The sequence below is a fragment of the Dyella marensis genome, from assembly GCF_049532885.1.
GTDB lineage: Bacteria > Pseudomonadota > Gammaproteobacteria > Xanthomonadales > Rhodanobacteraceae > Dyella_D > Dyella_D marensis.
Window position 1 is genome coordinate 2,383,372 of record NZ_CP064029.1, and the last position, 22,504, is coordinate 2,405,875.

14 protein-coding genes and 1 tRNA gene are annotated in these 22,504 nt (G+C 67.9%); 4 read left to right on the plus strand and 11 right to left on the minus strand.

Features of this window, described 5'->3' with window-relative positions:
* Positions 1-2 precede the first annotated feature (2 nt).
* Both ISN75_RS10500 and ISN75_RS10505 read right to left on the minus strand, forming a co-directional pair.
* On the minus strand, positions 3-857 hold the full coding sequence (locus tag ISN75_RS10500) for a class I SAM-dependent methyltransferase (RefSeq protein ID WP_343821099.1): 855 nt from the start codon (positions 855-857) through the stop codon (positions 3-5).
* A gap of 87 nt (positions 858-944) precedes the next feature.
* Positions 945-1,775, minus strand: a complete 831-nt coding sequence (locus tag ISN75_RS10505) for an endonuclease/exonuclease/phosphatase family protein (RefSeq protein ID WP_343821098.1) — start codon at positions 1,773-1,775, stop codon at positions 945-947.
* A gap of 125 nt (positions 1,776-1,900) precedes the next feature.
* On the opposite strand from ISN75_RS10505, the gene selD reads away from it, so the two are divergent.
* Positions 1,901-2,941 carry a selenide, water dikinase SelD gene (gene selD / locus ISN75_RS10510; RefSeq protein ID WP_343821096.1) on the plus strand — a complete coding sequence of 347 codons (1,041 nt, stop codon included), beginning with the start codon at positions 1,901-1,903 and terminating at the stop codon, positions 2,939-2,941.
* A 203-nt stretch (positions 2,942-3,144) separates the two neighbouring features.
* On the opposite strand, the gene ISN75_RS10515 is transcribed toward selD, so the two are convergent.
* The 3 genes from ISN75_RS10515 to selA all read right to left on the minus strand — a co-directional run bounded on the left by ISN75_RS10515 (position 3,145) and on the right by selA (position 6,603).
* Positions 3,145-3,241: transfer RNA gene (locus ISN75_RS10515), tRNA-Sec, on the minus strand.
* Complete coding sequence (gene selB / locus ISN75_RS10520; protein ID WP_343821095.1) at positions 3,194-5,182, minus strand: selenocysteine-specific translation elongation factor; 1,989 nt, start codon at positions 5,180-5,182, stop codon at positions 3,194-3,196. Before selB ends, ISN75_RS10515 begins: the two co-directional genes overlap by 48 nt.
* Positions 5,179-6,603 carry an L-seryl-tRNA(Sec) selenium transferase gene (selA, locus tag ISN75_RS10525; RefSeq protein WP_343821094.1) on the minus strand — a complete coding sequence of 475 codons (1,425 nt, stop codon included), beginning with the start codon at positions 6,601-6,603 and terminating at the stop codon, positions 5,179-5,181. The genes selB and selA overlap by 4 nt, the downstream gene beginning before the upstream one ends.
* Before the next feature lie 501 nt (positions 6,604-7,104).
* Between selA and ISN75_RS10530 the strand changes: the two genes are divergently transcribed.
* Positions 7,105-8,160, plus strand: a complete 1,056-nt coding sequence (locus ISN75_RS10530; RefSeq protein ID WP_168647420.1) for a permease — start codon at positions 7,105-7,107, stop codon at positions 8,158-8,160.
* On the opposite strand, the gene fdhE is transcribed toward ISN75_RS10530, so the two are convergent.
* The 5 genes from fdhE to ISN75_RS10555 form a co-directional block, all read right to left on the minus strand.
* Positions 8,157-9,086 (minus strand): formate dehydrogenase accessory protein FdhE, encoded by a 930-nt coding sequence (gene fdhE, locus ISN75_RS10535; RefSeq protein WP_343203666.1) that lies wholly within the window; start codon positions 9,084-9,086, stop codon positions 8,157-8,159. The genes ISN75_RS10530 and fdhE overlap by 4 nt on opposite strands.
* Complete coding sequence (locus ISN75_RS10540) at positions 9,083-9,754, minus strand: formate dehydrogenase subunit gamma (RefSeq protein ID WP_168647418.1); 672 nt, start codon at positions 9,752-9,754, stop codon at positions 9,083-9,085. The genes fdhE and ISN75_RS10540 overlap by 4 nt, the downstream gene beginning before the upstream one ends.
* Positions 9,751-10,665, minus strand: coding sequence for a formate dehydrogenase subunit beta (fdxH, locus tag ISN75_RS10545; protein WP_168647417.1), 915 nt, complete (start codon positions 10,663-10,665; stop codon positions 9,751-9,753). The genes ISN75_RS10540 and fdxH overlap by 4 nt, the downstream gene beginning before the upstream one ends.
* Before the next feature lie 11 nt (positions 10,666-10,676).
* Positions 10,677-13,751 carry a formate dehydrogenase-N subunit alpha gene (gene fdnG, locus ISN75_RS10550; RefSeq protein ID WP_168647416.1) on the minus strand — a complete coding sequence of 1,025 codons (3,075 nt, stop codon included), beginning with the start codon at positions 13,749-13,751 and terminating at the stop codon, positions 10,677-10,679.
* Positions 13,752-13,930: 179 nt separating this feature from the next.
* Positions 13,931-14,917: a glycerophosphodiester phosphodiesterase family protein gene (locus tag ISN75_RS10555; RefSeq protein WP_168647415.1), complete on the minus strand. Its 987-nt coding sequence runs from the start codon at positions 14,915-14,917 to the stop codon at positions 13,931-13,933.
* Between the two features lie 311 nt (positions 14,918-15,228).
* Between ISN75_RS10555 and ISN75_RS10560 the strand changes: the two genes are divergently transcribed.
* Together ISN75_RS10560 and ISN75_RS10565 are read left to right on the plus strand one after the other, a co-directional pair.
* Complete coding sequence (locus ISN75_RS10560; protein ID WP_423385152.1) at positions 15,229-16,980, plus strand: hypothetical protein; 1,752 nt, start codon at positions 15,229-15,231, stop codon at positions 16,978-16,980.
* Between the two features lie 77 nt (positions 16,981-17,057).
* Positions 17,058-17,822, plus strand: a complete 765-nt coding sequence (locus ISN75_RS10565) for an FkbM family methyltransferase (RefSeq protein WP_168647413.1) — start codon at positions 17,058-17,060, stop codon at positions 17,820-17,822.
* Between the two features lie 362 nt (positions 17,823-18,184).
* On the opposite strand, the gene ISN75_RS10570 is transcribed toward ISN75_RS10565, so the two are convergent.
* Positions 18,185-22,483: a transporter substrate-binding domain-containing protein gene (locus tag ISN75_RS10570; protein ID WP_343821090.1), complete on the minus strand. Its 4,299-nt coding sequence runs from the start codon at positions 22,481-22,483 to the stop codon at positions 18,185-18,187.
* Between the last annotated feature and the right edge of the window lie 21 nt (positions 22,484-22,504).

The following is a 22,504-nucleotide window of genomic DNA, read 5'->3' on the forward strand; positions in this document are numbered from 1 at the left end:
GATCAGATCGCGCCGACGGCGAGGGTGAAGCTCTGCAGGAAATGGAAATCCGGACGGCGCAGGGCGAAGTCCGGATGTTCGGGGTCGCACAGCCGCACCAGGGCGGCGTAATCCCCATCCGACAGATAAGGCCGCAGCCGCTCACCCCAGCTGCCGCGAAAGATCGCTTCGACCAGATACGCCTCGTCCGCCGCGCTCACCGGCGCCACCCGCTCGATCAGGCAGGTGCGCACGGCCACGTCGCGCAGGCCGCTGCGGCGCAGCAGCCCGACCAGCGAGCGCACGGCGGTGAGGTCGCGTTCGTGCAGGCCGTAGCGGTCGCGGTAGTACTGGCGCACGGCTTCGTTGGTCACGCGCTCCAGGCGCGAGTCCCAGGCGAAATACATGTCCGGCAGCAGCGAACTCTGGCCCAGCGCGATGCGGCCGCCCGGGCGCAGCAGGGCGGTGAGGGCGCGTACGCCTTGTTCGGGATCGCGCAGGTGGTTGACCGTATTGACCGACCACACCAGGTCGAAGGTCTCGCGCGCCAGCGGCGCCATCAGCAGGTTGGCCTGCATGATCCAGGCATCGCGCGGCGCACAGGTGCGCGCCGCCGAGGTATGCGCCGAGGCCAGGTCCAGTCCCACCACCATGCCCGCGTGGCCGACCCTGGCGGCCAGCCAGCCCAGCGCTTCGCCGGTGCCGCAGCCCGCATCCAGCACGCGCATGCCCTGTTGCAGGTCCAGGGCGGCGATGGCCTGGCGCAGTTCCGGTTCGGCGTAGGCATTGAACAGCCGCAGCTTGTGCGAGTAATCGCGGGCGACGGTATCGCCCAGGAGGCCCGGGCCGGCGGCGGGACGAAGCTGCGGTGCGTTCATGGGCGGGGCGACGGTCGCTCGCCAGGGCCGGATGCCCTGGATCACTACTGAGTCGCCCCGCGGCGGCGAATGGTTGCGATGCGCGGCTTACAAGGTGAAATCGGCCGCGATCGGGAAGTGGTCCGACGGATAGCGTCCGTCCTCCGAGGTGGTCAGCACGCGTACCGCGTTGGCCTTCACGCCGCGATAGAGGATCCAGTCGATCTGCACGGTCGGCTGGCCGGTGAAGTCGTGGAAGGTCTTGGCCGGGCCTTCGCGCTTGGGCGCGGTGTCCCAGGCGTCTTTCAGTTCCGCGGTCAGCACCTTGTGCGCTTCGCTGCTCGGCTCGGTATTGAAGTCGCCGGTGACGATCACCGGCACGTCGGCCGGCAGCTTGGCGATCCAGGCGGCCATTTCGCGCGCGCCCTTGGTGCGGGCGTCCTCGTCCTGGTCGCGGTAGGGGAAATGGGTGTCGAGCAGATAGAAGCGCTTGTGGTCGTCCAGGCGTTCGAACAGCGCCCAGTTGACCATGCGCGGAAAGACATTGCCCCAGGTGATGCTGGCCACCTTGTCGGGCGTGTCCGACAGCCAGAAGTCGCCGGACTTCACCAGCTTCAGCCGATCCTTGCGATAGAAGATGCCCATGTGTTCCTCGGCATGCTTGCCGAAGCGGTCGCGGCCGAACCAGGTGTATTCCGGCAGGCGCTGCACGGTGTCGTCGCCCTGCTGCTTGAACAGCTCCTGCGTGCCGATCACGTCCGGATGCGCCTGGCGGATGGTTTCGGCGAACAGTTCGCGGCGCTTGTCCCAGGCATTGGGTCCGTCCTGGGCGGCGAGGGTGCGGACATTGAAGCTCATCACTTTCAGCTCCGCCGCGGAGGCGGACAGGGCGGAGGCGGCGAGGGCCAGGGCGAAGGCGAGGCGGGAAAAGTTCGGCATGGACGTAAGCGCTTGGCGGAATGGACGTCCGACTATAGCCCCGCCGTGTGACGGAAAGTGGGTAATCGTTCCGTTATGCTGGCCGCGGCCCGGCCTCGGGCCAGCGGCTCTTCAAGGGATCCGGCATGGCCTCTGAACGTTTGACCGATCTGGCCCACGGTGGCGGTTGCGGCTGCAAGCTGGCGCCCGCGGTGCTGCAGGAATTGCTGGCCGGCAAGCCTGCGCTGCAGCCGTTCGCGCAACTGCTGGTGGGCACCGAATCCAGCGACGACGCGGCGGTATGGCAGGTGGACGAACGCACCTGCGTGATCGCCACCACCGATTTCTTCATGCCGGTGGTGGACGACCCTTACGATTTCGGCCGCATCGCCGCGGCCAATGCGCTGTCCGACGTGTACGCCATGGGCGGCAAGCCGATCATGGCCCTGGCCATCCTGGGCATGCCGCTGGGCAAGCTGGAGGTGGACACGGTGCGCGCCATTCTCGCCGGCGGCGAGTCGATCTGCGCGCAGGCCGGCATCCCGGTGGCGGGTGGCCATTCCATCGATTCGGCCGAGCCGATCTATGGCCTGGCGGCGATCGGCCTGTGCACGCCGGCGCAGGTGCGCCGCAACGCGGGGGCGCGGCCGGGCGATGCGCTGATTCTCACCAAGGGCATCGGCGTCGGCATTTATTCGGCGGCATTCAAGAAGCAGATGCTGCCGATGGATGCGTATGACGAGATGCTCGCTTCCACCACCTTGCTCAACCGCGTGGGCCACGAGCTGGCGCAGGACGAGGACGTGCACGCGCTCACCGATGTCACCGGCTTCGGCCTGCTCGGGCATGCGCTGGAGATGGCGCGCGGCAGCGGTGCGCGGATCCGCATCGAGCTGGCGAGCCTGCCGCTGTTCGTTCGCGCGGAAGCCCTGGCGGAAGCGGGTTACGTAACGGGTGCATCGAAACGCAACTGGAGCAGCTATGGCGACGGTGTGGTGCTGCCTGCCGATGTACCGGAATGGTGGCGTGCGCTGCTGACCGATCCACAGACTTCCGGTGGTTTGCTGGTGGCTTGCAAGGCCGACAGGGCCGAGGAAATACGCGCAACGATCGCGGCGGCGGGATATCCGCGGGCGAGCATCATCGGAACAGTGGAAAAAGGGCTGCCTGGTATCGACGTGGTTTGAGGCGGCTGGTATGTGCGCCGTCGTCCCATGCTCGTCATCCCGGCGCAGGCCGGGATCCAGTAACGATGCGGCCAGGTTTTCGCGTAGAGCCCATCAACGGGTTGCGTATCGGCAGCGGCGGGGCATTGCCGCCACTGGATCCCGGCCTGCGCCGGGATGACGAGCCAATTCAACGCTGGCGATACCGTCACGCCGAACGACGATGGCGGAAGAGAGTGGGAGTCGAACCCACCCGAGACAGTCTGATCTGCCTCACCCGGATTTGAAGTCCGGACGCCCCACCGGAGACGATTCTCTTCCATGCGCTGCGCTTGCCGCCGGCGCGAACAGATCCAGATACCGCGCCTGCACCCGGCGCAAGGTGCCGCGATTGAGCGTCACGCCTTGCCGGTCGAAGAATTCTAGGATCTGGATCGCCACTTTACGACCATTGTCCAGCCGGTCGCGGAACTGCGCGGCGGTAAAGCGGCCGTCCGTGCCTTGGGCTGCGAGCGCGGCGGCGATCAGGGCCATCTCGTGCATGGTCGCGCGCAGGAAGAAATGATCGTGCGCCACCTCGTCGACTCGGCCCAGCCGCGCGGCGAAGCGCAGCAGCTGCCGCACTTCAGGCTCCTGCCGCCCCAGCGCCCAGGCCAGGTCGCGCACTCGCGGCGGGCGGAAGCGGGCCTCGCCATTCAGCAGCGGGGCGATGGCCTGCCACAGCGCTTCGCGTTCGGGGCTCAGCCGCAGGGTATGGCCGGGCAGGCGCACGAAGGCGCCGTCGCGGACGATGCGCCCGGCCAGATCCGGATGCTGCAGCGCCTGCGCGAAGGCGGGCGCGGGCAGGCGCGGCTGCAGGGCCAGGCGCAGGCGTTCGCGGCCGATGCCTTGCAGGTCCGGATTGGCCGTATGGAAGGCCCCGAGAAACTCGAGCAGCCGCGCCACGAAATGTTGCCAATGCACTTGGCCGATGGCGATGCGTTCGGCGCCATCGGCGAAGATGACGGGCGCCAGCGCGGCGGCAATATCGTCCGCGCGGGCAGCAGATAAGGCGCGATCTCTTGCGAATGCCGCCAGGTCCCAGGCGAACGGCGGCGCATCGAGCAGTGCCGCGAACGCCTGCAGCGGATCGCTCATCAGCAGCGCCGCACGCTGCGCCTGGCGCTCGGCGGTGCGGCGCTGGCGCGGCGGACCGCGCAGATCCAGGAACTGGCCGCCGCCGATGGTGCGCTGTGCGGAGACGTCGCGCAGCACGAAGCGGTCCAGCGCGGCGGCAGCGATCGGACGGCTCAGCACCAGTTGCACGTCGGCCGCCTCCCCGGGCGCCAGCTGCTCGCCTTCGACCAGCACCACGCGCACGCCCACCTCGCTGGCGCCGTGGTGCAGGCGCGCGGGAAACCACTGGCTCATCGGCTTGGGTTCGCCGGGCAGCAGGCGCAGGCGCGCGTCGATGCGTTCGACCGGCGCATGCAGGAACGGATCGACCACCATGTCGCCGCGGCGGATCGCATCCTTGGCGATGTCCTCGCCGCTGAGGTTGAGCGCGCAGCGGTCGCCGGCGCGCCCGAGTTCCACCGCACGGTTCTGTGCGTGCAGCGAACGCACGCGCGCGCTTAAGCCGGAAGGGCTGAGCAGCACCTGGTCTTTCACGCGCACCGTGCCGGACAGCACCGTGCCGGTCACCGTCAGGCCGATGCCGGGCAGGGTGAATACGCGGTCGACCGCCAGGCGGAAGCGGCCGTCGGCGGCGCGTTCGCCCAGCGTCCGCGCTTCGGTGGCCAGGCGCTCGCGCAGCGCGTCGATGCCAAGGCCCGTGGCGGAAGAAACCGGGAACATGTCGGCATCGCCGAGCGCCGTGCCCGCGGTGGCGGCGCGGATCTGCGCGCCTACTTCGGCCAGCCTTCCCGGTGGCGCCAGGTCGACCTTGGTCAGCGCGATCACGCCGCGGCGGATCTGCAGCAGGTCCAGGATCGCCAGATGTTCCAGCGTCTGCGGCATCACGCCATCGTCGACCGCCACCACCAGCAGGGCGATATCGATGCCGCTGGCGCCGGCCACCATGGTGTGCACGAAGCGCTCGTGGCCGGGCACGTCGACGAAGCCGAGCGTGCCGGCGTCGCCCAGCGGCAGGTAGGCGAAGCCGAGGTCGATGGTGATGCCGCGGGCCTTTTCTTCCTTCAGGCGGTCGCCGTCGACGCCGGTCAGGGCCTTGATCAGCGAGGTTTTGCCGTGATCGATATGGCCCGCGGTACCGACGATCATGGAGTGCCCGCGTGGAGTCCGTCGAGATCGAGCCAGGCCAGGCTGGCCAGCAGGTCCGCTTCGTCCGCCTCGGCCAGGCAGCGCAGATCCAGGCGCAGCGCGCCGTCGGCAATGCGGCCGAGCACCGGCTGCGGCAAGGCGCGCATGGCGGCGGACAGGCGTTCCAGCACGGCCTGGCTGCCGTGCGGGCGGATCAGCAGTGCGGCGCTGGCCAGCGTATCCAGGGGCAGTGCGCCGGAGCCGACCTGGCTGAGGCAATCGCCCACCGCCACCTCGAAGTGGTTGCCGAGCCGTTCGGCAACCGCCGGTTGCAATCGATGCGCCTGGGCTGCGATCGCCGCTTGCGTGCGTGCAAGAAAGCGCAAGGTCGGCAGGCGTTCGGCCAGGCGGTCCGGATCGCGATAGAGCTTGAGCGTGGCTTCGATCGCAGCCAGGCGCAGCTTGTCCACGCGCAGCGCGCGCTTGAGCGGGTTGCGGTTGATGCGTTCGATCAGTGCGCGGTCGCCGACGATAAAGCCGGCCTGTGGGCCGCCCAATAACTTGTCGCCGGAGAAGGTGACCAGCCGCGCGCCCTCGGCCACCGCTTCGCGCACGGTCGGCTCCTTGGCCAGGCCGTAGCGCGCCAGGTCGACCAGCATGCCGGAGCCCAGGTCGTTCAATAGCGGCACGCCCGCGGCATCGGCGATGCCCGCCAGTTCGCGCGCGCCCACTTCCGCGGTGAAGCCCTGGATGCGGTAGTTGGAGGTATGCACCTTGAGCACCAGGCCGGTGCGTTCGCCGAGCGCTTCGCGGTAGTCGGCGGGATGGGTGCGGTTGGTGGTGCCCACTTCGATCATGCGCGCGCCGGCGCGCGCCATGATCTCGGGCAGCCGGAAGGCGCCGCCGATCTCGATCAGCTCGCCGCGCGAGACCACCGCGTCGCGGCCCAGCGCAAAGGTGTTGAGGCAAAGCAGCACGGCAGCCGCGTTGTTGTTGACCACGGTGGCGTCTTCGGCGCCGGTCAGTTCGCGCAGCAGGCCGCGCACGTGGTCGTCGCGTTCGCCGCGTTCGCCTTCGTCCAGGTCGTATTCCAGCGCCACCGCATGGCGCATCGCCGCGGTGGCGGCTTCGATGGCGGCTTCGGCCAGCAGGGCGCGGCCGAGGTTGGTGTGCAGCACGGTGCCGGTGAGATTGAACAGCGGGCGCAGGCTGGGCCGTTGCGCATCCAGCCGCGCCGCGGCGCGTTGCGCCAGTTCGTCGGCGCCGGGTGCGCTCGAAGACGTGGCGCGCATGATGTCGCGTGCTTCATCGATCGCGGCGCGGATGGCGTCCGTGGTGGCCACGCGGCCATGGCGCTCGACCAGGACAAGGGCCTCGCGGGTGGCCAATACCGTGGCAACCGCGGGGAGATGGCGCAGGGAAGTGGCCTCAGGGCCGGTCACATTGCTTGTCCATGGGCATTGCCGGGTATCCGATTACAGCGCGCGCTGGCGAAGCTGGCGTGACAGTTCAGGCCGCGCAGCGGGACCTATGCTGCGTCGCGGATCGGGGCAGGGTCAAGGCGGGAGTGAAGGTGGAACCCCTCTCCCGATGGGAGAGGGGCTCAGCGCTCCGGTATTCCTCAAATCTTCAAGTTGGAACCCTTCTCCCTTCGGCGACCCGAAGGTAGTCCCCGTGGGAGAGAAGGTGGCGGCAGCCGGATGAGGGTCCGGGCGGAGCGGTGCACATCATTCTTGCGCTCCGCCCGTACCCTCACCCCAACCCCTCTCCCAGGGGGAGAGGGGCTTTACGCAGTCGCGAGATCCATAGCATTCTGCGCAGCGCGCAGGAGATCTCCTTTTGCGCATGTCTTGCCCCCGCCGCAGCGCCTGCATCCTGCGGCACCGGTCGGCAGCTTCGTGCCCTGTAGGGCCGCTACATCCAAGCCATGGGTTGGGATAGCGATGTCCACCGCCTTGCCGGCCGCGCGTGCCGCGCGCCTGTGCGTGTTCCTGTTGCTGGCCGTCGCCGGCCTGTTCTACGTGAAGTGGCATCCGTACTACGACCGCGCCTTCGTCGCCGCGGCCGGGCATGCGATCGGCCATTCGATCCTGATGGGCGATGCGGCGAGCGCGCCGTCGCCGTCGTGGCAGGCGGCCATCGGCTATGCGCTGGCCTATGGCAAGGCGATCTGGCAGGCGATGCTGCTGGGCCTGCTGCTGGGTTCGGGCATCCAGGCCCTGCTGCCGGCGAGCTGGGTGCGGCGCGTGCTGGGCAGCAGCAGTATGGGTGGCGTGGTGGCCGGCGGCCTGCTCGCGTTGCCCGGGATGATGTGCACCTGCTGCGCGGCGCCGGTGGTGGTGGGCATGCGCGGGCACCAGGCCGCGGCGGGGCCGGCGCTGGCGTTCTGGCTCGGCAATACCGTGCTCAATCCGGCGACCCTGGTGTTCACCGGCTTCGTGCTCGGTTGGCATTGGACCGTGTTCCGCCTGTGCTTCGGCGTGCCGCTGGTGTTCGGCCTGGGCTATCTGGCCGGCCGGATGACGGCACCCGCGAATGAGTCATCGCCCGCCGATTTGCCAACCGTCGAGCCCGAGCCGCATTCGCTCGCGGAAGTCGGCAAGCGCTGGGCCGCGATCTTCGGACGCATGGCGCTGCGCCTGCTGCCGGAATACCTGGTGATCGTGCTGCTGCTGGGCGCGTTCCGCGCCTGGATGTTTCCCGTGATCGGACCGGCCATCGGCGACCAGTGGTACTGGATCGCCGCGATGGCGCTGGCCGGCATGCTGTTCGTGATTCCGACCGCCGGCGAAGTGCCCATCGTGCAGGCGATGCTGGCGCTGGGCATGGGCAGCGGGCCGGCGGCGGCCTTGCTGTTGACCTTGCCGCCGGTGAGCCTGCCGTCATTGGCGATGCTGGCGCGCTCGTTTCCATGGCGGGTGTTGCTGGCGGTAGCCGCCGCGGTGGTTGGCTGCGGCCTGCTCGGCGGCGCCGTCGCCGCGTGGCTGGCCTTGCGCTAGGCGACCAGCAGCAGGGGATTCGGCGCGTGCCGCGAGAAACCCGCTTCGGCGACCAGGATGTCGAGGCCGATCGAAGCGAGATCGTCCGCGTACGGGTCCGCCTTCATGTCGTGAATCTGATAGAGCAGCTTGGCGTAGGTCTGGCATTCGCCGCAGGTCTCGGCCTTCACCACGCCGGGATCGCCCTCGATAGCTTGCAGGGCGAGATGCCGCGTGCCGCTGCAGGTGATGCAGACGGCGCGCACGTGGTTCCATGCCGTGGAGCACAGCGAGCAGTACAGATAGCGCGTCCCCGGCGTACTGCCGCTGGCGGCGACCATGCCGGCGACCGGCGGCGAACCGCAGCAGGGGCACAGTCCGCGTTCTTCCAGCAGTCGCAGCTCATCGGCTTTCAGGCGCGCGGCGGAGCAGGTGAAGTAGACCTGCAACGCGGCGGCGACATAGATCGCCGCGCCGGCATCGGCGGTGGACAGGCCGCCGCGCAGGAACTGGTCGGCCAGGCGCTCCTGCATCGCGGCTTCGCAGCCCAGCAAGGCATCGACGACAGCCAGCGCCGGAGGGGGCAAGCTGTTGCGATCGATGCGGTCGAGCAGCAGCGCCAACCCTTCGCGCCAGGACACGTCGCGGCGATGGCCGTCGGCCGCCAGCGGCGGCAAGCGTGCTTCGATCGATTGCGCGACGCTGGGTGGATCGAGCGTGGCGGCAGGCGCCAGCGTGGTCGCCACCTCGTGCTGCGCACGCGCCAGCACGGCGACGAAGCGCAGCCACGCTTCCATCGGATGTCCCGCCGATAATTGTTCCAGCCGTTGCGCGGTGGCGGCGAAGCGCCGGGCAGGATCGGGTAGCAGGATCGGGTCCGGCGCCTTGACGCCGGCATGCGAAGGTCCGGTCCATTTGCCGCTGGGCGGCGCTTCGGCCTGTCTCACGTGCGTGGTTTCCTGGTGCTGACGATCGCGCCGTCTTGCTTGCCGTGCTGCGCCAGTTCCAGCAGCCATTTGCGGTGGTGCCGCCACGCCCAGCCTGGCGTGACATAGCCCTGGGTCATCGCGCGCACCGAATGGCGCACCCAGATCGCCGCATAGACATGCACGATCCAGATGATGATTGCGGCCAATGCCGCCAGGCTATGGATCAGCGCCGCCGCGCGCTGCACCGGAATCGAGGTGGCGCTGCCGAAGTACACTTCCCACAGGGTCAGCCCGCTGAAAAACAGTACCGGAATCAGCAAGGTCATCGACCAGAACACCAGCTTCTGGCCGGCATTGTTGCGGCCGACCGGCGGCGTGTGCTCCTCGTCGTTGACGATCACCGCGTCGATCGACTTCATCCACGCGGCATCGTCCCGGTTCAGCAGGTTCTCGCGCCAGAACTGCACGATCAGGCCCAGATAGCTCACCAGCAATACCACGCCGATCCACGGATGCACCGCCCGCGTCCATTGCCCGCCGCCGAACAGGCCGGACAAGAAGAACAGCATCGGATGGAACATCGACAGGCCCGACAGCACCAGCAGCACGAAGCAGATCGCGGTGATCCAGTGATTGACGCGGTTGGCCAGGGTGTAGCGCACGATGGCGTTCTTCGGGCGGCTCATGACAGCTTCTCCTCGCCTTCGCGCAGCACGCGCTCGCCCTCGGCCTCGTCTTCCTCGGTGACTTCGTTGGGGCCGGCGCTGATCCAGTGGAAGAAGCCGGCCAGCGCGGCGAGCGCGATGCCGGCCAGGCCCAGCGGCTTGATAAAGCCCTTCCACAGGTCGACGGTGGCGCTGATGCGCGGCTTGTCGGGCAGGCCCGAATACAGCGAAGGCTTGTCCGCATGATGCAGCACGTACATCACATGAGTGCCGCCGACTTCCTGCGGGTCGTACAGGCCGGCGTTCTCGAAGCCGCGCGTCTTCAGCTCGACGATGCGCAGCTGCGCCTGCTGCTGCATGTCGGTCTTGGCGCCGAACATGATGGCCCCGGTGGGGCAGGCCTTGACGCAGGCCGGTTCCAGCCCGACCGACACGCGGTCCGAGCACAGCGTGCACTTGTACGACTTGTGATCCTGCTTGCTGATGCGCGGGATGTTGAACGGGCAACCCTTCACGCAATAGCCGCAGCCGATGCACTTGTCGCTGATGAAATCCACGATGCCGTTGGCGTACTGCACGATCGCACCCGGGGCAGGGCAGGCCTTCAGGCAGCCCGGGTCTTCGCAATGCATGCAGCCGTCCTTGCGGATCAGCCACTCGAGGTTGCCCTGTTCGTTCTCGTGCTCGGCGAACTTCATCAGCGTCCATACGCTGGGGCCCAGGTCCGCCGGGTTTTCGTACGAGCCTTCGAAGTGGCCGATCTCCGGGCGCAGGTCGTTCCATTCCATGCAGGCGGACTGGCAGGCCTTGCAGCCGATGCAGCGGCTGACGTCGATCAGCTTGGCGACCTGGTCCTCATGGCTGCGCGCCATCGGCGGCGTCATGGTGGTGGCGGAGATGCGGACGTAGTCTTGCGATTGCAGTTCTGACATGACTGGAGTCCTCAGGCCGCGGGTGCCGTGGTGCGCTCGACATTGACCAGGAACGCCTTGAACTCCGGCGTCTGCGTATTGGCATCGCCCACCGACGGCGTCAGCGTGTTGGCGCCGTAACCCTTGCGGGCCTGCCCGGTGAAGCCCCAGTGGATCGGCACGCCGATCACGTGGGTGGGCTTGCCGTCCACCGTCATCGGCTTGATGCGCTTGGTCACGTAGGCCTTGCAGATCACCTCGCCGCGCTTGGAACTCACCTTCACCCAGCCGCCTTGCTCGATGCCTTTCTCCTTGGCCAGCACCTCGCCGATCTCGATGAATTCCTCCGGCTGCAGGATGGCGTTGATCAGTGCGTGCTTGGTCCAGTAGTGGAAATGCTCGGTCAGCCGATAGGTGGTCGCCACATAGGGGAACTGCTTGGGGCTGCCGAACGAGGCGCGGTCATCGGCAAACACGCGCGCGACCGGATTGCTGCTGACCTTCGGATGCAGCACGTTCTCCACCGGCGATTCCAGCGGCTCGTAGTGCTCGGGGAACGGCCCTTCGGCCATCAGGTCGCGGGCGAACAGGCGGCCCATGCCTTCGGCATTCATGATGAACGGGCCGACGCCGTCGGACGGTTTCACCGTGGGGCCATAGTCGGGCACGTCGATGCCCACCCACTTGCTGCCGTTCCACGAGATCACCGGCTTGGCCGGATTCCACGGCTTGCCGTCCGGGTCCGCGCTGGCGCGGTTGTAGAGGATGCGGCGATTGGCCGGCCAGGCCCAGGCCCAGTTCGGCGCGATGCCTTGCTCGCGCGGGTCGCTGGCGTCGCGGCGGGCCATCTGGTTGCCCTTTTCGGTAAAGCAGCCGCTGAAGATCCAGCAGCCCGAAGCCGTGCTGCCGTCGTCGCGCAGCTGGGCGAAGCCGTCGAGCAGGGTGCCGGCCTTGGTAACCACCGCATTGGTGGCCGGGTCGATGAGGTCGGTGAGCGCGCGGCCGTTCATTTCCTTGGCCAGTTCTTCCGGATCCGGTTCGCGCGGATCGGTGTACTTCCAGCTCATGCCGAGCACCGGATCGGGGAAGGCGCCGCCTTCCTTGCGGTACAGCTCGCGCAGGCGCTGGAAGATGCCGGTCATGATCCAGATGTCGGATTTCGCCTCGCCCGGCGCATCCGCCGCCTTCCAATGCCACTGCAGCCAGCGCGCGGAATTGACCAGCGAACCGTTCTCCTCGGCAAAGCACGTGGTGGGCAGCTGGAACACTTCGGTCTGGATCTCGGCGGACTTGGCCGGATTCTGCGGGCCGAAGTCCTGCCAGAAGCGCGAGGTTTCGGTGTCCAGCGGATCCATGGTGACCAGGAACTTCAGCTTGCCCAGGCCGCGGCGGATCTTGCCGCGGTCGGGGAAGGCCTGCAGCGGATTGAAGCCCTGGCAGATATAGCCGTTCATCTGGCCGTTGTTCATCATCTCGAACGCGCGAATGATGTCGTACAGCGGCACGTCGAGCTTGGGCAGCCAGTCGTAGGCCCAGTCGTTGTCCTTGGTGGCCGCGTCGGCGAACAGCGCCTTCTGCAGGCTCACCACGAACTTGCGGTAGTTCTGCCAGTAGCTGGTCTGGCCGGCGCGCAGCGGCTTGTACAGCTTCGTCTTCATGTATTCGTCGAAGCTGGTTTCGCGGTCGTTGGGCAGGGTGAGGTAGCCGGGCATCTGGTTGGAGAGCAGGCCGACGTCGGTCAAACCCTGGATGTTGGAATGCCCGCGCAGCGCATTCATGCCGCCGCCGGCCACGCCGATATTGCCCAGCAGCAGCTGCACCATGGCCATGTTGCGGATGTTCTGCGCGCCCACCGAATGCTGGGTCCAGCCCAGCGCGAACAGGCTGGTCATGGCCTTGTCCGGCGCGGCGGTGCTGGCGAACAGCTCGCATACGTGCAGGAACTTGTCCTGCGGCGTGCCGCAGATGCGCGAGACCATTTCCGGCGTGTAGCGCGACACGTGCTGCCTGAGCAGGTTGATCACGCAGCGCGGGTGCTGCCAGCTGTCGTCGGACTGGGCGTAGCCGTCCTTGTCCAGTTCGTAGTCCCAGCTGGACTTGTCGTAGCTGTGCTTTTCCTCGTTGTAGCCGCTGAACAGGCCGTCCTGGAAGCCGAAGCCGTCTTTCACGATCAGGCTGGCATTGGTGTAGGCGCGCACGTACTCGTGCTGGATCGCGTCCTTTTCCAGCAGGTAGTGGATCACGCCATTAAGAAAGGCGATATCGGTGCCGGGGCGGATCGGCGCGTAGTAGTCGGCCACCGAGGCCGTGCGCGTGAAGCGCGGATCGACCACCACGAGCTTGGCGCCGTTCTCGATCTTCGCCTCGATCACCCACTTGAAGCCGCACGGGTGCGCTTCGGCGGCATTGCCGCCCATCACCACCACGACATTGGCGTTCTTGATGTCCTGCCAGGTGTTGGTCATCGCACCGCGACCGAATGATGGGGCCAGACTGGCCACCGTCGGTCCGTGTCAGACGCGCGCCTGGTTGTCGAACACCACCATGCCGAGGGAGCGGGCCACCTTCCAGGTGAGGTAGGCGGTTTCGCTGGACGAGGCCGACGCGGCGAGCATGCCGGTGGTGGTCCAGCGGTTCACCGTGGTGCCGGCCGGGTTCTTGGCGATGAAGTTCTTGTCGCGGTCGTCCTTCATCAGCCGGGCGATGCGGTCCAGCGCGAAGTCCCAGGAGACTTCCTTGAACTCGGTGCCGCCGGCGGCGCGGTAGCGCGGCGCTTTCAGGCGGGTGGGCGCATGCACCACGTCGAGCAGGGCCGAGCCTTTGGGGCAGAGCGTGCCGCGGTTCACCGGATGGTCCGGGTCGCCTTCGATATGGATGATGTTCGAGCGCGCGTTCTTGGCGCGGTCGCCCATGCTGTAGATCAGGATGCCGCAGGCCACCGAGCAGTAGGTGCAGGTGTTGCGCGTCTCGGTGGCGTGGGTGAGCTTGAACGGCCTGACGGCGGCGGCTTGCGCCTCGCCGGAGGCGCCGAAGCCCAGGACGCCCAACCCCGATGCTGCCAGGCCGAGGCCGGTGATCTTGATGAACTCGCGACGTGTAAGTGCCATCGCTGTGCTGCTCCCGTCAGTTGGCTGGACATGCCGCCCGGCGAAGGGGGCGATGCGGCTCGAGAGACTGCTGGACGAATAGGACTGGTCCCATTGTCCGGATGGAAATTAGCACAGAACATCGTTTCCGATGGCGGGATAACAAGAAAGTTACAGCCGCCATCGACGGCGGGAAAAGGTCAGGATCCGGGCCAGCCCCAGCGGGCGAGCAGGCGCCGCAGCGGGCCGCGGTCGCGCAGCCGATACGCGGAGGCCGCCTTGGGCGAATCCACCATGACCGCGTCGGCGCCGAGCCCGGCGGCAAGCCGGTAATCGGGCTCGCTGTTGATGCCGAACAGGACGATCCGGGTGCCGCCGGCCGCGTTGAAGCAGGCGATGGCGTGGTCGTTCCACAGCAGTGCCGAGACCTTGCTGGTGCCCTTGCCCAGAGTCAGCGCCTCGGTGACTTCCAGGTCGCGGCGCAGTTCGAAGCCGACCTGCGCGCCGGCGGGCGGGCTCCCCGGGCAGCGCTGTTCCAGCAGCAGGCTGAGCAGCCGCTGGCGGGTGGCTTCGCGCGCCTCGAAGCGGCGGGCCTGCGCATGGGGCCCGAAGGCCTGCAGGTTGTCCGCCTGGGTCGAATAGAGCCAGGTCCTGCTCCAGAAATGCCGGCGCTGCAGCACCCCGGCGATGGCTTGCGCCGCGTGTGCGGCGTCCGGCGTCTTGATGTCGATGAAAAGCTCGACGTCTTCCGGCAGCTGGTCGATCAGGTCCTCCAATGCCGGTATATGCACTGGAGTATCCCGGTACGGATAGGTCACGGCGCCGGAGGCTCCCGTTTCCTTGAACTGCCATCCGGCATTGAGTTTCACCAGCGCCGCATAGGGCGTTTGCGCGACTTCGCCGGTGCCGTCGGTGAGCGCGGAAAGATCGCGCGGCCGATACAGCACCGGAATGCCGTCCTGGGTGACCTGCACGCTGACCCAGAGTTTCTTGACGCCGTAGGAGATGGCCAGGCGGCAGGCGGCGAGCGTGTTCTCCGGCGCGTCCGCGGTGCCGCAGCGGTGCGCGATCAGCGCGGGCGGACGGTGCGGCGGGTGCGCGGCGAAGGGGCGCGCCACCGCGAGCCAGGCCAGCGCCACCGTGACCATGCAGGCAAGCAGGACGCCGACACCCAGTCTGATGCTCATGCGAGTTCCTGCCGTTCGTGTGGAGTGGTGCCGGATCAAGTTAGCGATCCGCCACGATCGCTTGAATGGGATTTATCCAGAAATTTGCCCGCTTTCGCCGTCACCGAAGCCTGCGTACTGGAATAAGACTTTTCGCCGACATTCCTCCTCCTTCGCCTCGGCAGATGAGTCCGGAACGCAACCGCGGCGTGGCGCCAGGTCCCAGCTCCGGAAAATTCAGGTTCAGCGCACTGGTCCGCTTTCATACGCTGGCGGTCATGGGAACGATCCGTCCAAGCCGGGCGAGTGTGTCGGAAGGGGGCTTCGGCAAGATGTCAGCCACCACGATGCACGGCGTCGATCATGCGCAGGCAGAGCCGGCGCCCAAGACGGTGCGCCGTCGCGCAGGCCGCCTGCATCCGGCCGTGCTCGCCGTTTTCATCGCCTCGACGATGGGCGCCTGCGGCGTGGAACCGTGGCAGGAGCGGCCGTCGGGCCGGGACGCCGCCTCGGCGCAACGCGAGGGTGGCGATGCGCCGCCGGCGCCGGCGCCGATGCCGGCGCAGACTTTTCCGATCGAGCCGGTCGATGCGGAGCGCAAGGCCAGAAAAGCGCGGGCCGCGTCCGCGCTGCCGTCGCGGCAGGCGCGGCGCGCAAAGCAGGCAGAGCCCACGCCCGATACGCCTGCACTTGAAGATCCGGAGCTTACGCCGCCCGAGGCCGCTGAAACGCCGGCGGTGGAGACGGCGCCTGCCACCGCATGGGTCGATCCGCTCGCGACCGAGGAAGTGGCTACGCCGAACCTGGCGCCCTCGCTTCCTCCCGGCGCCGAGGCCGGCGCCAATCCGGTGGCGTGGCTGGTGGTGGCCAGCTGCGGCGTGCTCGGAGCCTTCATCCTCTGGCGCCGCCGGCGCGAACGCCAGCGGCGCCGGCGGCGCGAAGCATGGACGCCGATCCGCTGGGGCGGCCCCAAGCTGATCCGTCCGCACTGGGACTACGACCCAGGCCAGTTCGACTCGGATGCCTTCCTGCAGCGCTGGGACTCGATCGGCTTGAGCATCTCCGGCGACTGGCGCCTGCTGCTCGCCATCGCCGGCCGCATCGCGCCGAGTGCGGCGCAGTTCGCCGGCTGGCGCAGGGCGGTGGCGCGGCCGCGGCCGTTGCTGTCGTTCCGTCCGGACTGGCATTACCTGCCGTTTGCGGGCGATGCGGCCGAAACGCTGGCGAGATGGTGCCGGCTGGGCCTGAGCATCCATGGCGATGCCTTGCAGGCTTCGATGGTCGGCGGACAGCTCGAATGGGTGTTCGAGGTGGACGCCGGACGGGTCGAGGCGCCGGTGGAGGCGTTCGCGCAGTTGCCTGCGCCAGCGCCCGGGCAGCCGGCGGAAATCGTCTTCGATGTATCTCCTTCCGATCTCGCAGCTGTGCCGGTGGAGGATCAGGCCGTGCAGCATGACGATGCGCAGGACCTGCCTGCGGAAATTTCATCGCCCATGCCCGTCGCGGACGAGCCGCCTGCATCCGGGGTGATGGATGCCGAGCCGGAAAGCCGCCAGCCCATCGTCGAAGCCGTGGCGCCGGTCGCCTGCGACATCACCGCCGCACCGCAGGAAGAACAGTCCGGCACAAGCTGGCTCTCTCGTCTCGGCAGCTTGCTCAAGGCCTGGGAAAGCCAGCCCGCGCCGGAACTCGAAGCGGAGCTGTGGGGCGCATCGCGCCGCCTGTCCGCCCATGCCGCGGCTTTGCCGCCGGCCGCGCGCGCCCCTTGGCTGGATGCCGTGGAGGCGCTGGCCGAACGCATGGTGCGCAGCGTGCCGGCCGCGTCGCGCGGCGCCTGGCAGGCCCATTGGGTCGACCTGCGGCTGGACCGGCTCGGTGCCATGAATGGCGCATGGCGCCTGCTCGAGCTGCGCGCGCTCGACGACGCCTGCGCCGGCGACGGCGCGCCTGAAGTGATCGAGGCGAGGATCCGCCTTCTCCATCTATGGGCCGATGCGCTGCTCGGTCCGGCCGCCAAGGCCAAGCGCGCGGAAGCCGCGGCGCTGGCGGCTTCGCTTCGCCCGGCGCAGGCGGCGAGCGCCTGAGCGGATTCGCCGCTCGCTTTCTCGCTCCATCCACTTTCCATCCATCTGTTGTCATCACCATCCAAGAGGAACTACCCATGAACGTTTTCAATGCCGCCGCTCAAGAACCCGTCCCGCCGCTGCTGTGGACCGTGCGCTACGGCGTCGTCAGCGCCACCGCTTCGCAGCATCCGGCCGCGCGCTCGCTGCAGCTCTACGGCGAATGGGCCGAAGCGGAAATCGATCTGCTCAGCTCCGTGCTGCAGGAACAGCACACCGTCCTGCAGTTCGGCGGCGAATACGGCGCACACACCTTGTGGCTGGCACGCGTGGTGGGCGAGGCCGGCAAGGTCTACGTGGCGGAGCCGGCGCGCATCGGCTTCCAGCAGCTGTGCGCCACCGCGGCGCTGAACGGCCTGACCAATGTCTATACGCTCAACCAGTGGCTGGGCCGCACCGGCGCGGCGGCGCCGCTGAGCGCGCTGCCGGGCGGCGCATCGCTGCGCTGCGAGACCGACGACGTGGTGCGTCCGGTCGCCGTCGACGACCTGGGCCTGGATGGCCTGGACCTGCTCAAGATCAACGTGCCGGGTTCGACCATTCCGCTGCTGCACGGCGCGGTCGAGATGGTGCGCAAGCATCGGCCGGTGATCTACGCGCGGCTGGAGCCGGAGCAGGCGCTGGCGGAAGTGCGCGCGATCAAGGAGCTCGGCTACCGCTGCTGGTCGCACGCGCCGCACATGTACAACCCGGCCAACATCCTGGGGCAGGGCGACAACATCTTCCCCGGCCGCGTGCTGCAGAACGTGATCGCGATGCCGGTCGAAGGCGGCACGGTGTTCGATCAGCTGATGGAAATCTGATGCGGGTTGCCGCTTTCAGAATTTTCCAGTCCACATCGGGCAGGCCGTCCGGCAATCTGTACACGGCTCGACACACATGACTCCAAGCTCTCTTCCCCCTGGGCCACTGGATCATTCTCGAGCCAGCCCGTGAAAACGTTCCTCTCACTGGCACCCGACCGCCACAAGCTGTGGCAGTCACCCCGAAGGCCCTCAGCAATGAGGGCCTTCTCTTTGCGAGATCTCCCTGTTTCGGCGGGCTGCGCGCGGGATTTTGCTGGCCATGCAGGGTCGATGGCAGATGCTCCGGGCGTTATCGTTCACGTACGTTTCCCGCCAAGGCCCCGCTGGGGCCTTTTTTTTGGCGTGGAAGCCGCCCGCCATCAGCGGGTGGCGTGATCCGCGCTGATGTGAAGCCCGGCCCGATGGCGGGCCAGCGTATCGATCAGGTTTACGAGGTCCTGCCGATAGTGCTGCAGCGGCGCTTCCTGGCCATCGACCCGCTGCTGCGCGAGCAAGGCGGTGCGGATATGTTCGCCCGTATCGGCCAGGCCGGCCGCGCCGAAGATCTTGATGGCGCCATCGATGCGATGGATGCAGCCGGCGATGGCCTGGATATCCTCCGCCCGCAAGGCCTCGTCGAATACCGCCAGGTCGTCGCGCGCCGTCGCCAGAAAGCCGTCCAGCAGTTCGTCCAGCCGCGCGGATGGGCCAAACAATTCCGTCAGCGCCTCGATGGGCGAGAACGCCGGTTCCGCCGCCTCCTTGCTCCGGCGCAAGCCGGCCGCGGCGGGCATCCATCGATGCAGCGCCTCCTGCAGCTCGCTGAGCCCCGTCGGCTTGACCAGCAGCGCGTCCATGCCCGCCTGCGAGCAGCGTTCGGCTTCATCGGGCAGGGCGCTGGCGGTCAGGGCGAGAATCGGCAGATGCCGGTCCGCCGATTCATGGGCGCGTATGTCGGTGGCAAGCGCATAGCCGCTCATGTGGGGCATATCGCAATCGGTGATGAGGAGCGCGATGTCGCCACGTGCGTGCAGTGCTTCGAGCGCCTCGAGGCCATCGGCGACCACCAGCGAGCGGTAGCCCAGGCGCTGCAGCTGCGCACGGATCAGCTCGCGGTTGGTCGGATGATCCTCCGCCACCAGCACCAGCCCTTCGTGCGGCTCGCCTGTCATGCGTTCGGCTCTTGCCTCCGCCACTGGCGCGGCGAGGCTGAGGGCATGCCGGCAGCAGGCTTCCACCGCCGCCCAAGAAAACGGATTGCGGCTGAGCATGCAGCTGCCATCGGCTTCCAGCGTATAGCCCAGCGGGCTGGGTTCGTCGGTGACCACCACCCGCGGCGTGCTTTCCGCCGGGGCCGCGGACAGTTCATCGATGAAGCGCAGGGCGCCTTGGCCGCCATCGGCGCCGATGGCGACGCCTAACGGTTCGAGCAAGCCGGCCAGCGCCTGCGCATCCTCGCCCGTCAGTTCGATGGCGGCGCGGCAGCCCAGCAGCGGGGGCGACAACAGGTGCTGGCGGTGCACCGGCAGGCTGAACTCGATCGCTATCGCCGTGCCTTCGCCCGGCGCGCTGTGCATCGCCAGCGTGCCGTCCATCAGGTCGACCAGCCGCTGGCAGATGAGCAGGCCCAGGCCGGTGCCGCCGAAGCGCCGGGCAATGCTGGCATCGGCCTGGGCGAACGGTTCGAACAGCCGCTTGCGCTGTTCCGGCGTCATGCCGATGCCGGTGTCGTGCACGGTCAGGCGGATGCGCTGCCGTCCTTCTTCGCTGGCCAGCACCTGCAATCGCACGCCCAGCTCGCCTTCCTCGGTGAACTTGGTGGCATTGCTCAAGAGATTGAACAGGATCTGGCGCAGGCGCACGCCGTCGCCGATCAGTTCGGCGGCCAGCGAGGCATCGATGGTGTTGCGCACGAACAGGCCTTTCTCGTGCGCCAGGTTCGACGCCACGCCCAGCACGTTGTCGATCAGCGCGCGCAGGTCGATCGGCGTGGGCGACAGGGTGAGCTGCCCGGCATCGATCTTGGAGAAGTCCAGTACGTCGTTGAGGATCTGCATCAAGGCCGCGGCCGAGTCGTCCACCATGCGCAGCATGCGCTGCTGGTTGGCGGTGAGCGGCCCTTCGCCGATCAATTCGAGCAGGCCCAGGATGCCGTTCATCGGCGTGCGGATTTCGTGGCTCATGGTGGCCAGGAAACTGGCTTTCGCCGCGGCCGCGGCCTCGGCTTCCTCCTTGGCGGCGGCCAGCGCCTCGGCCTGGCTACGCGCTTCGGTCACGTCGGTCCACACGCCGCTCCAGAACACCCGGCCGTCGTCTTCCTGCTGCGGCGTGGCCTGGGCGCGGATCCAGCGCACGCGGCCGTGGGCGATGTTGCGGAACACCACATGGATGTTCTGCAGCGTGCGCGCGGAGGCTTCCACTGCCTGTTCGATCAGAGCCTGGTCTTCCGGATGCACGCGCGCGAATGCGTTGCGCTCGTCGGCGACCATGTCTTCGGCGGCCAGATCCCACATCGCGCGGGTATCGCCGCCGACATAAGGAAAGGTCATGCGGCCGTCCGGCGTGCGGCGCAGTTCGAACACCACCGCGGGCAGGTGCGCGGTGATCCGGCGCAGGCGCAGGTCCAGCGCGCTGGCGCGCTGCTCGGCGGCGCGGATGTCGGTGACGTCCACCAGCGCGGCGAGCAGGCCACCGCTGCCGCCGCTGGCCAGCTGGAACGGATGCATCCAGTACAGCCAGGAACGCTCCGTGCCGTCCACGTCGGGCAGGCGCAGTTCGGAGTGGTAAGGGATGTTGGTGGCCAGCGCTTGGGCGCCGATCTCATGGAAACGCAGGTTCCACTCGTCCTGGTATTGCCGCGTCTCCGGCGTGGTCCGGCCGATCAGCGCGCTGCGCTCGACGTGGAAGGCCCGCTCGTAGGCGTGGTTGATGGCCAGATAGCGGTTGTGGTGGTCCTTCGCCACGACCGGCGAGGGCAGGGTCTCCATCAGCGCCTCGGCGAAACTCAGCTGGTCGGCCAGTTCGCGCTCGGCCTGGTGGCGCTGGCGGATCTCGCGCCGCAGCCGCAGGTAGGCGGTGAGGATGATGCTCAGCACCGCCAGCACGCTCAGGCCGACCCACAAGGTGGTGGTCCAGAACGTGCGCCACGACAGGCCGCTGGTGTAGTCCGACCACAGCCAGGTGCTGCGGATGCGCTGCTGTTCTTTCTCCGGCGTGCTGGCGATGACGCGGTCCAGCAGCGGCACCAGCCGTGCGTAGGTGTGGCCGACGCCGATGGTCTGCGCGCTGACGATGTCGGCCGGCGCGGCGATGCGCAGGACGCCGGCGTAGTGGCTGCGGATCTGCACGTCGGCCACGGCGGCATTGCCGATATAGGCGTCGGCCCGGCCGTCGGCGACCATCGCCATCGCGTTCTGCACGCTGTCGGCGACGATCAGGTGGGAGCCAGGCATGCGGCGCCCGATGGATTCCGGGATTTCCCTGGGGTCGGACACGGCGACGCGCTTGCCGGCCAGGTCGTCCACGCTGATCGGTGTGGCCTGGCGCTGGGCGACCACGATCACGTCGGAGAACACCGCGAACGGCCGGGTGTAGACCATGTCGCCGGCGCCGCCCGGCAGTGCGTTCAATGGCGCGATCGCATCGAGCTTGCCGGCGCGGGCCAGCTCCAGGGTCTCGCCCCAGGATTTTGTCGGGACATAAACAAAGTGGATGCCGAGTGCGGCCGACATGCGGTCCAGGTAATCGGCGGCGATGCCGCTGGGCACGCCGTTCTTGTCGACATAGGCCACCGGCGCCCAGCTCGGGTCGAAGCCGAGCCGCAGCGGCGGCAGGCTGGCCAGCCAGTGCCGCTCCTCCGCGGTCAGCGCCAGCCCGGTGTCGCGCACGCCCACGCCGACGGCGGCGTTCAACCAGCGCGCGCGGATGGCCTGGTGCTGTTCCGGTGTGATCCGTGCCAGCTGCGCATTGAGCAGCTCCAGCAGCGGCAGCCGGTCGCGCGGCACGGCGAAATGGATGGTGCTGCTGGCGATGCGGTTTTGCGTGTAGACGCCGAGCGCGTTGCCGGCGTCGTCGCCCATGACCTGGGCGATGACATAAGGATCGCCCAGATACACGTCGGCGCGGCCTTCTTCCACCAGGCGCAGTCCGCTCGAGGTGTCAGCCGTGGGCATGCCGGTGGCGGTGGGCAGCCGGCGGCGCAGCCAGTTCTCGGTGGCGGTGTCCTTTTCGTACGCGATGCGAGCGGAGGGCAGGGCGCTGTCGTTGTGATAGCGCGGGCTGTCCTTGCGTGCGACCAGCACCGGCGGCACGTCCAGGTACGGCTCGGTGAAGGCCATGCACCGGGTGCGGTCCGGGGTCATGCTGACGTTCATCACCAGATCCACTTCGCCCTTGCACATGGCCTCGAACAGGGCCAGCAGATTCGGGTAAGTCCTGGAATGCAGCTGCAAGCCGTAAGGTTCGGTCAGCAGCTTGAGATAATCGATGCTCAGGCCGGCGGGCTCGCTATCCTTCAGTGTCTGATAAGGCGGCCAGTCTTCTCGGAGGATTCCGATCGTGATGGACGTGTGAGTATCCAGCCAGGCCTTCTGCCCGGGCGTGGGTTCCTGTGTCGCCGCGTGGGCCGCGCCGAGCCACAGCGCAAGGCATAGGAGGCATACGAATCTGAATCGAGGCATGGCCCCTCCTGTTGCCGAACC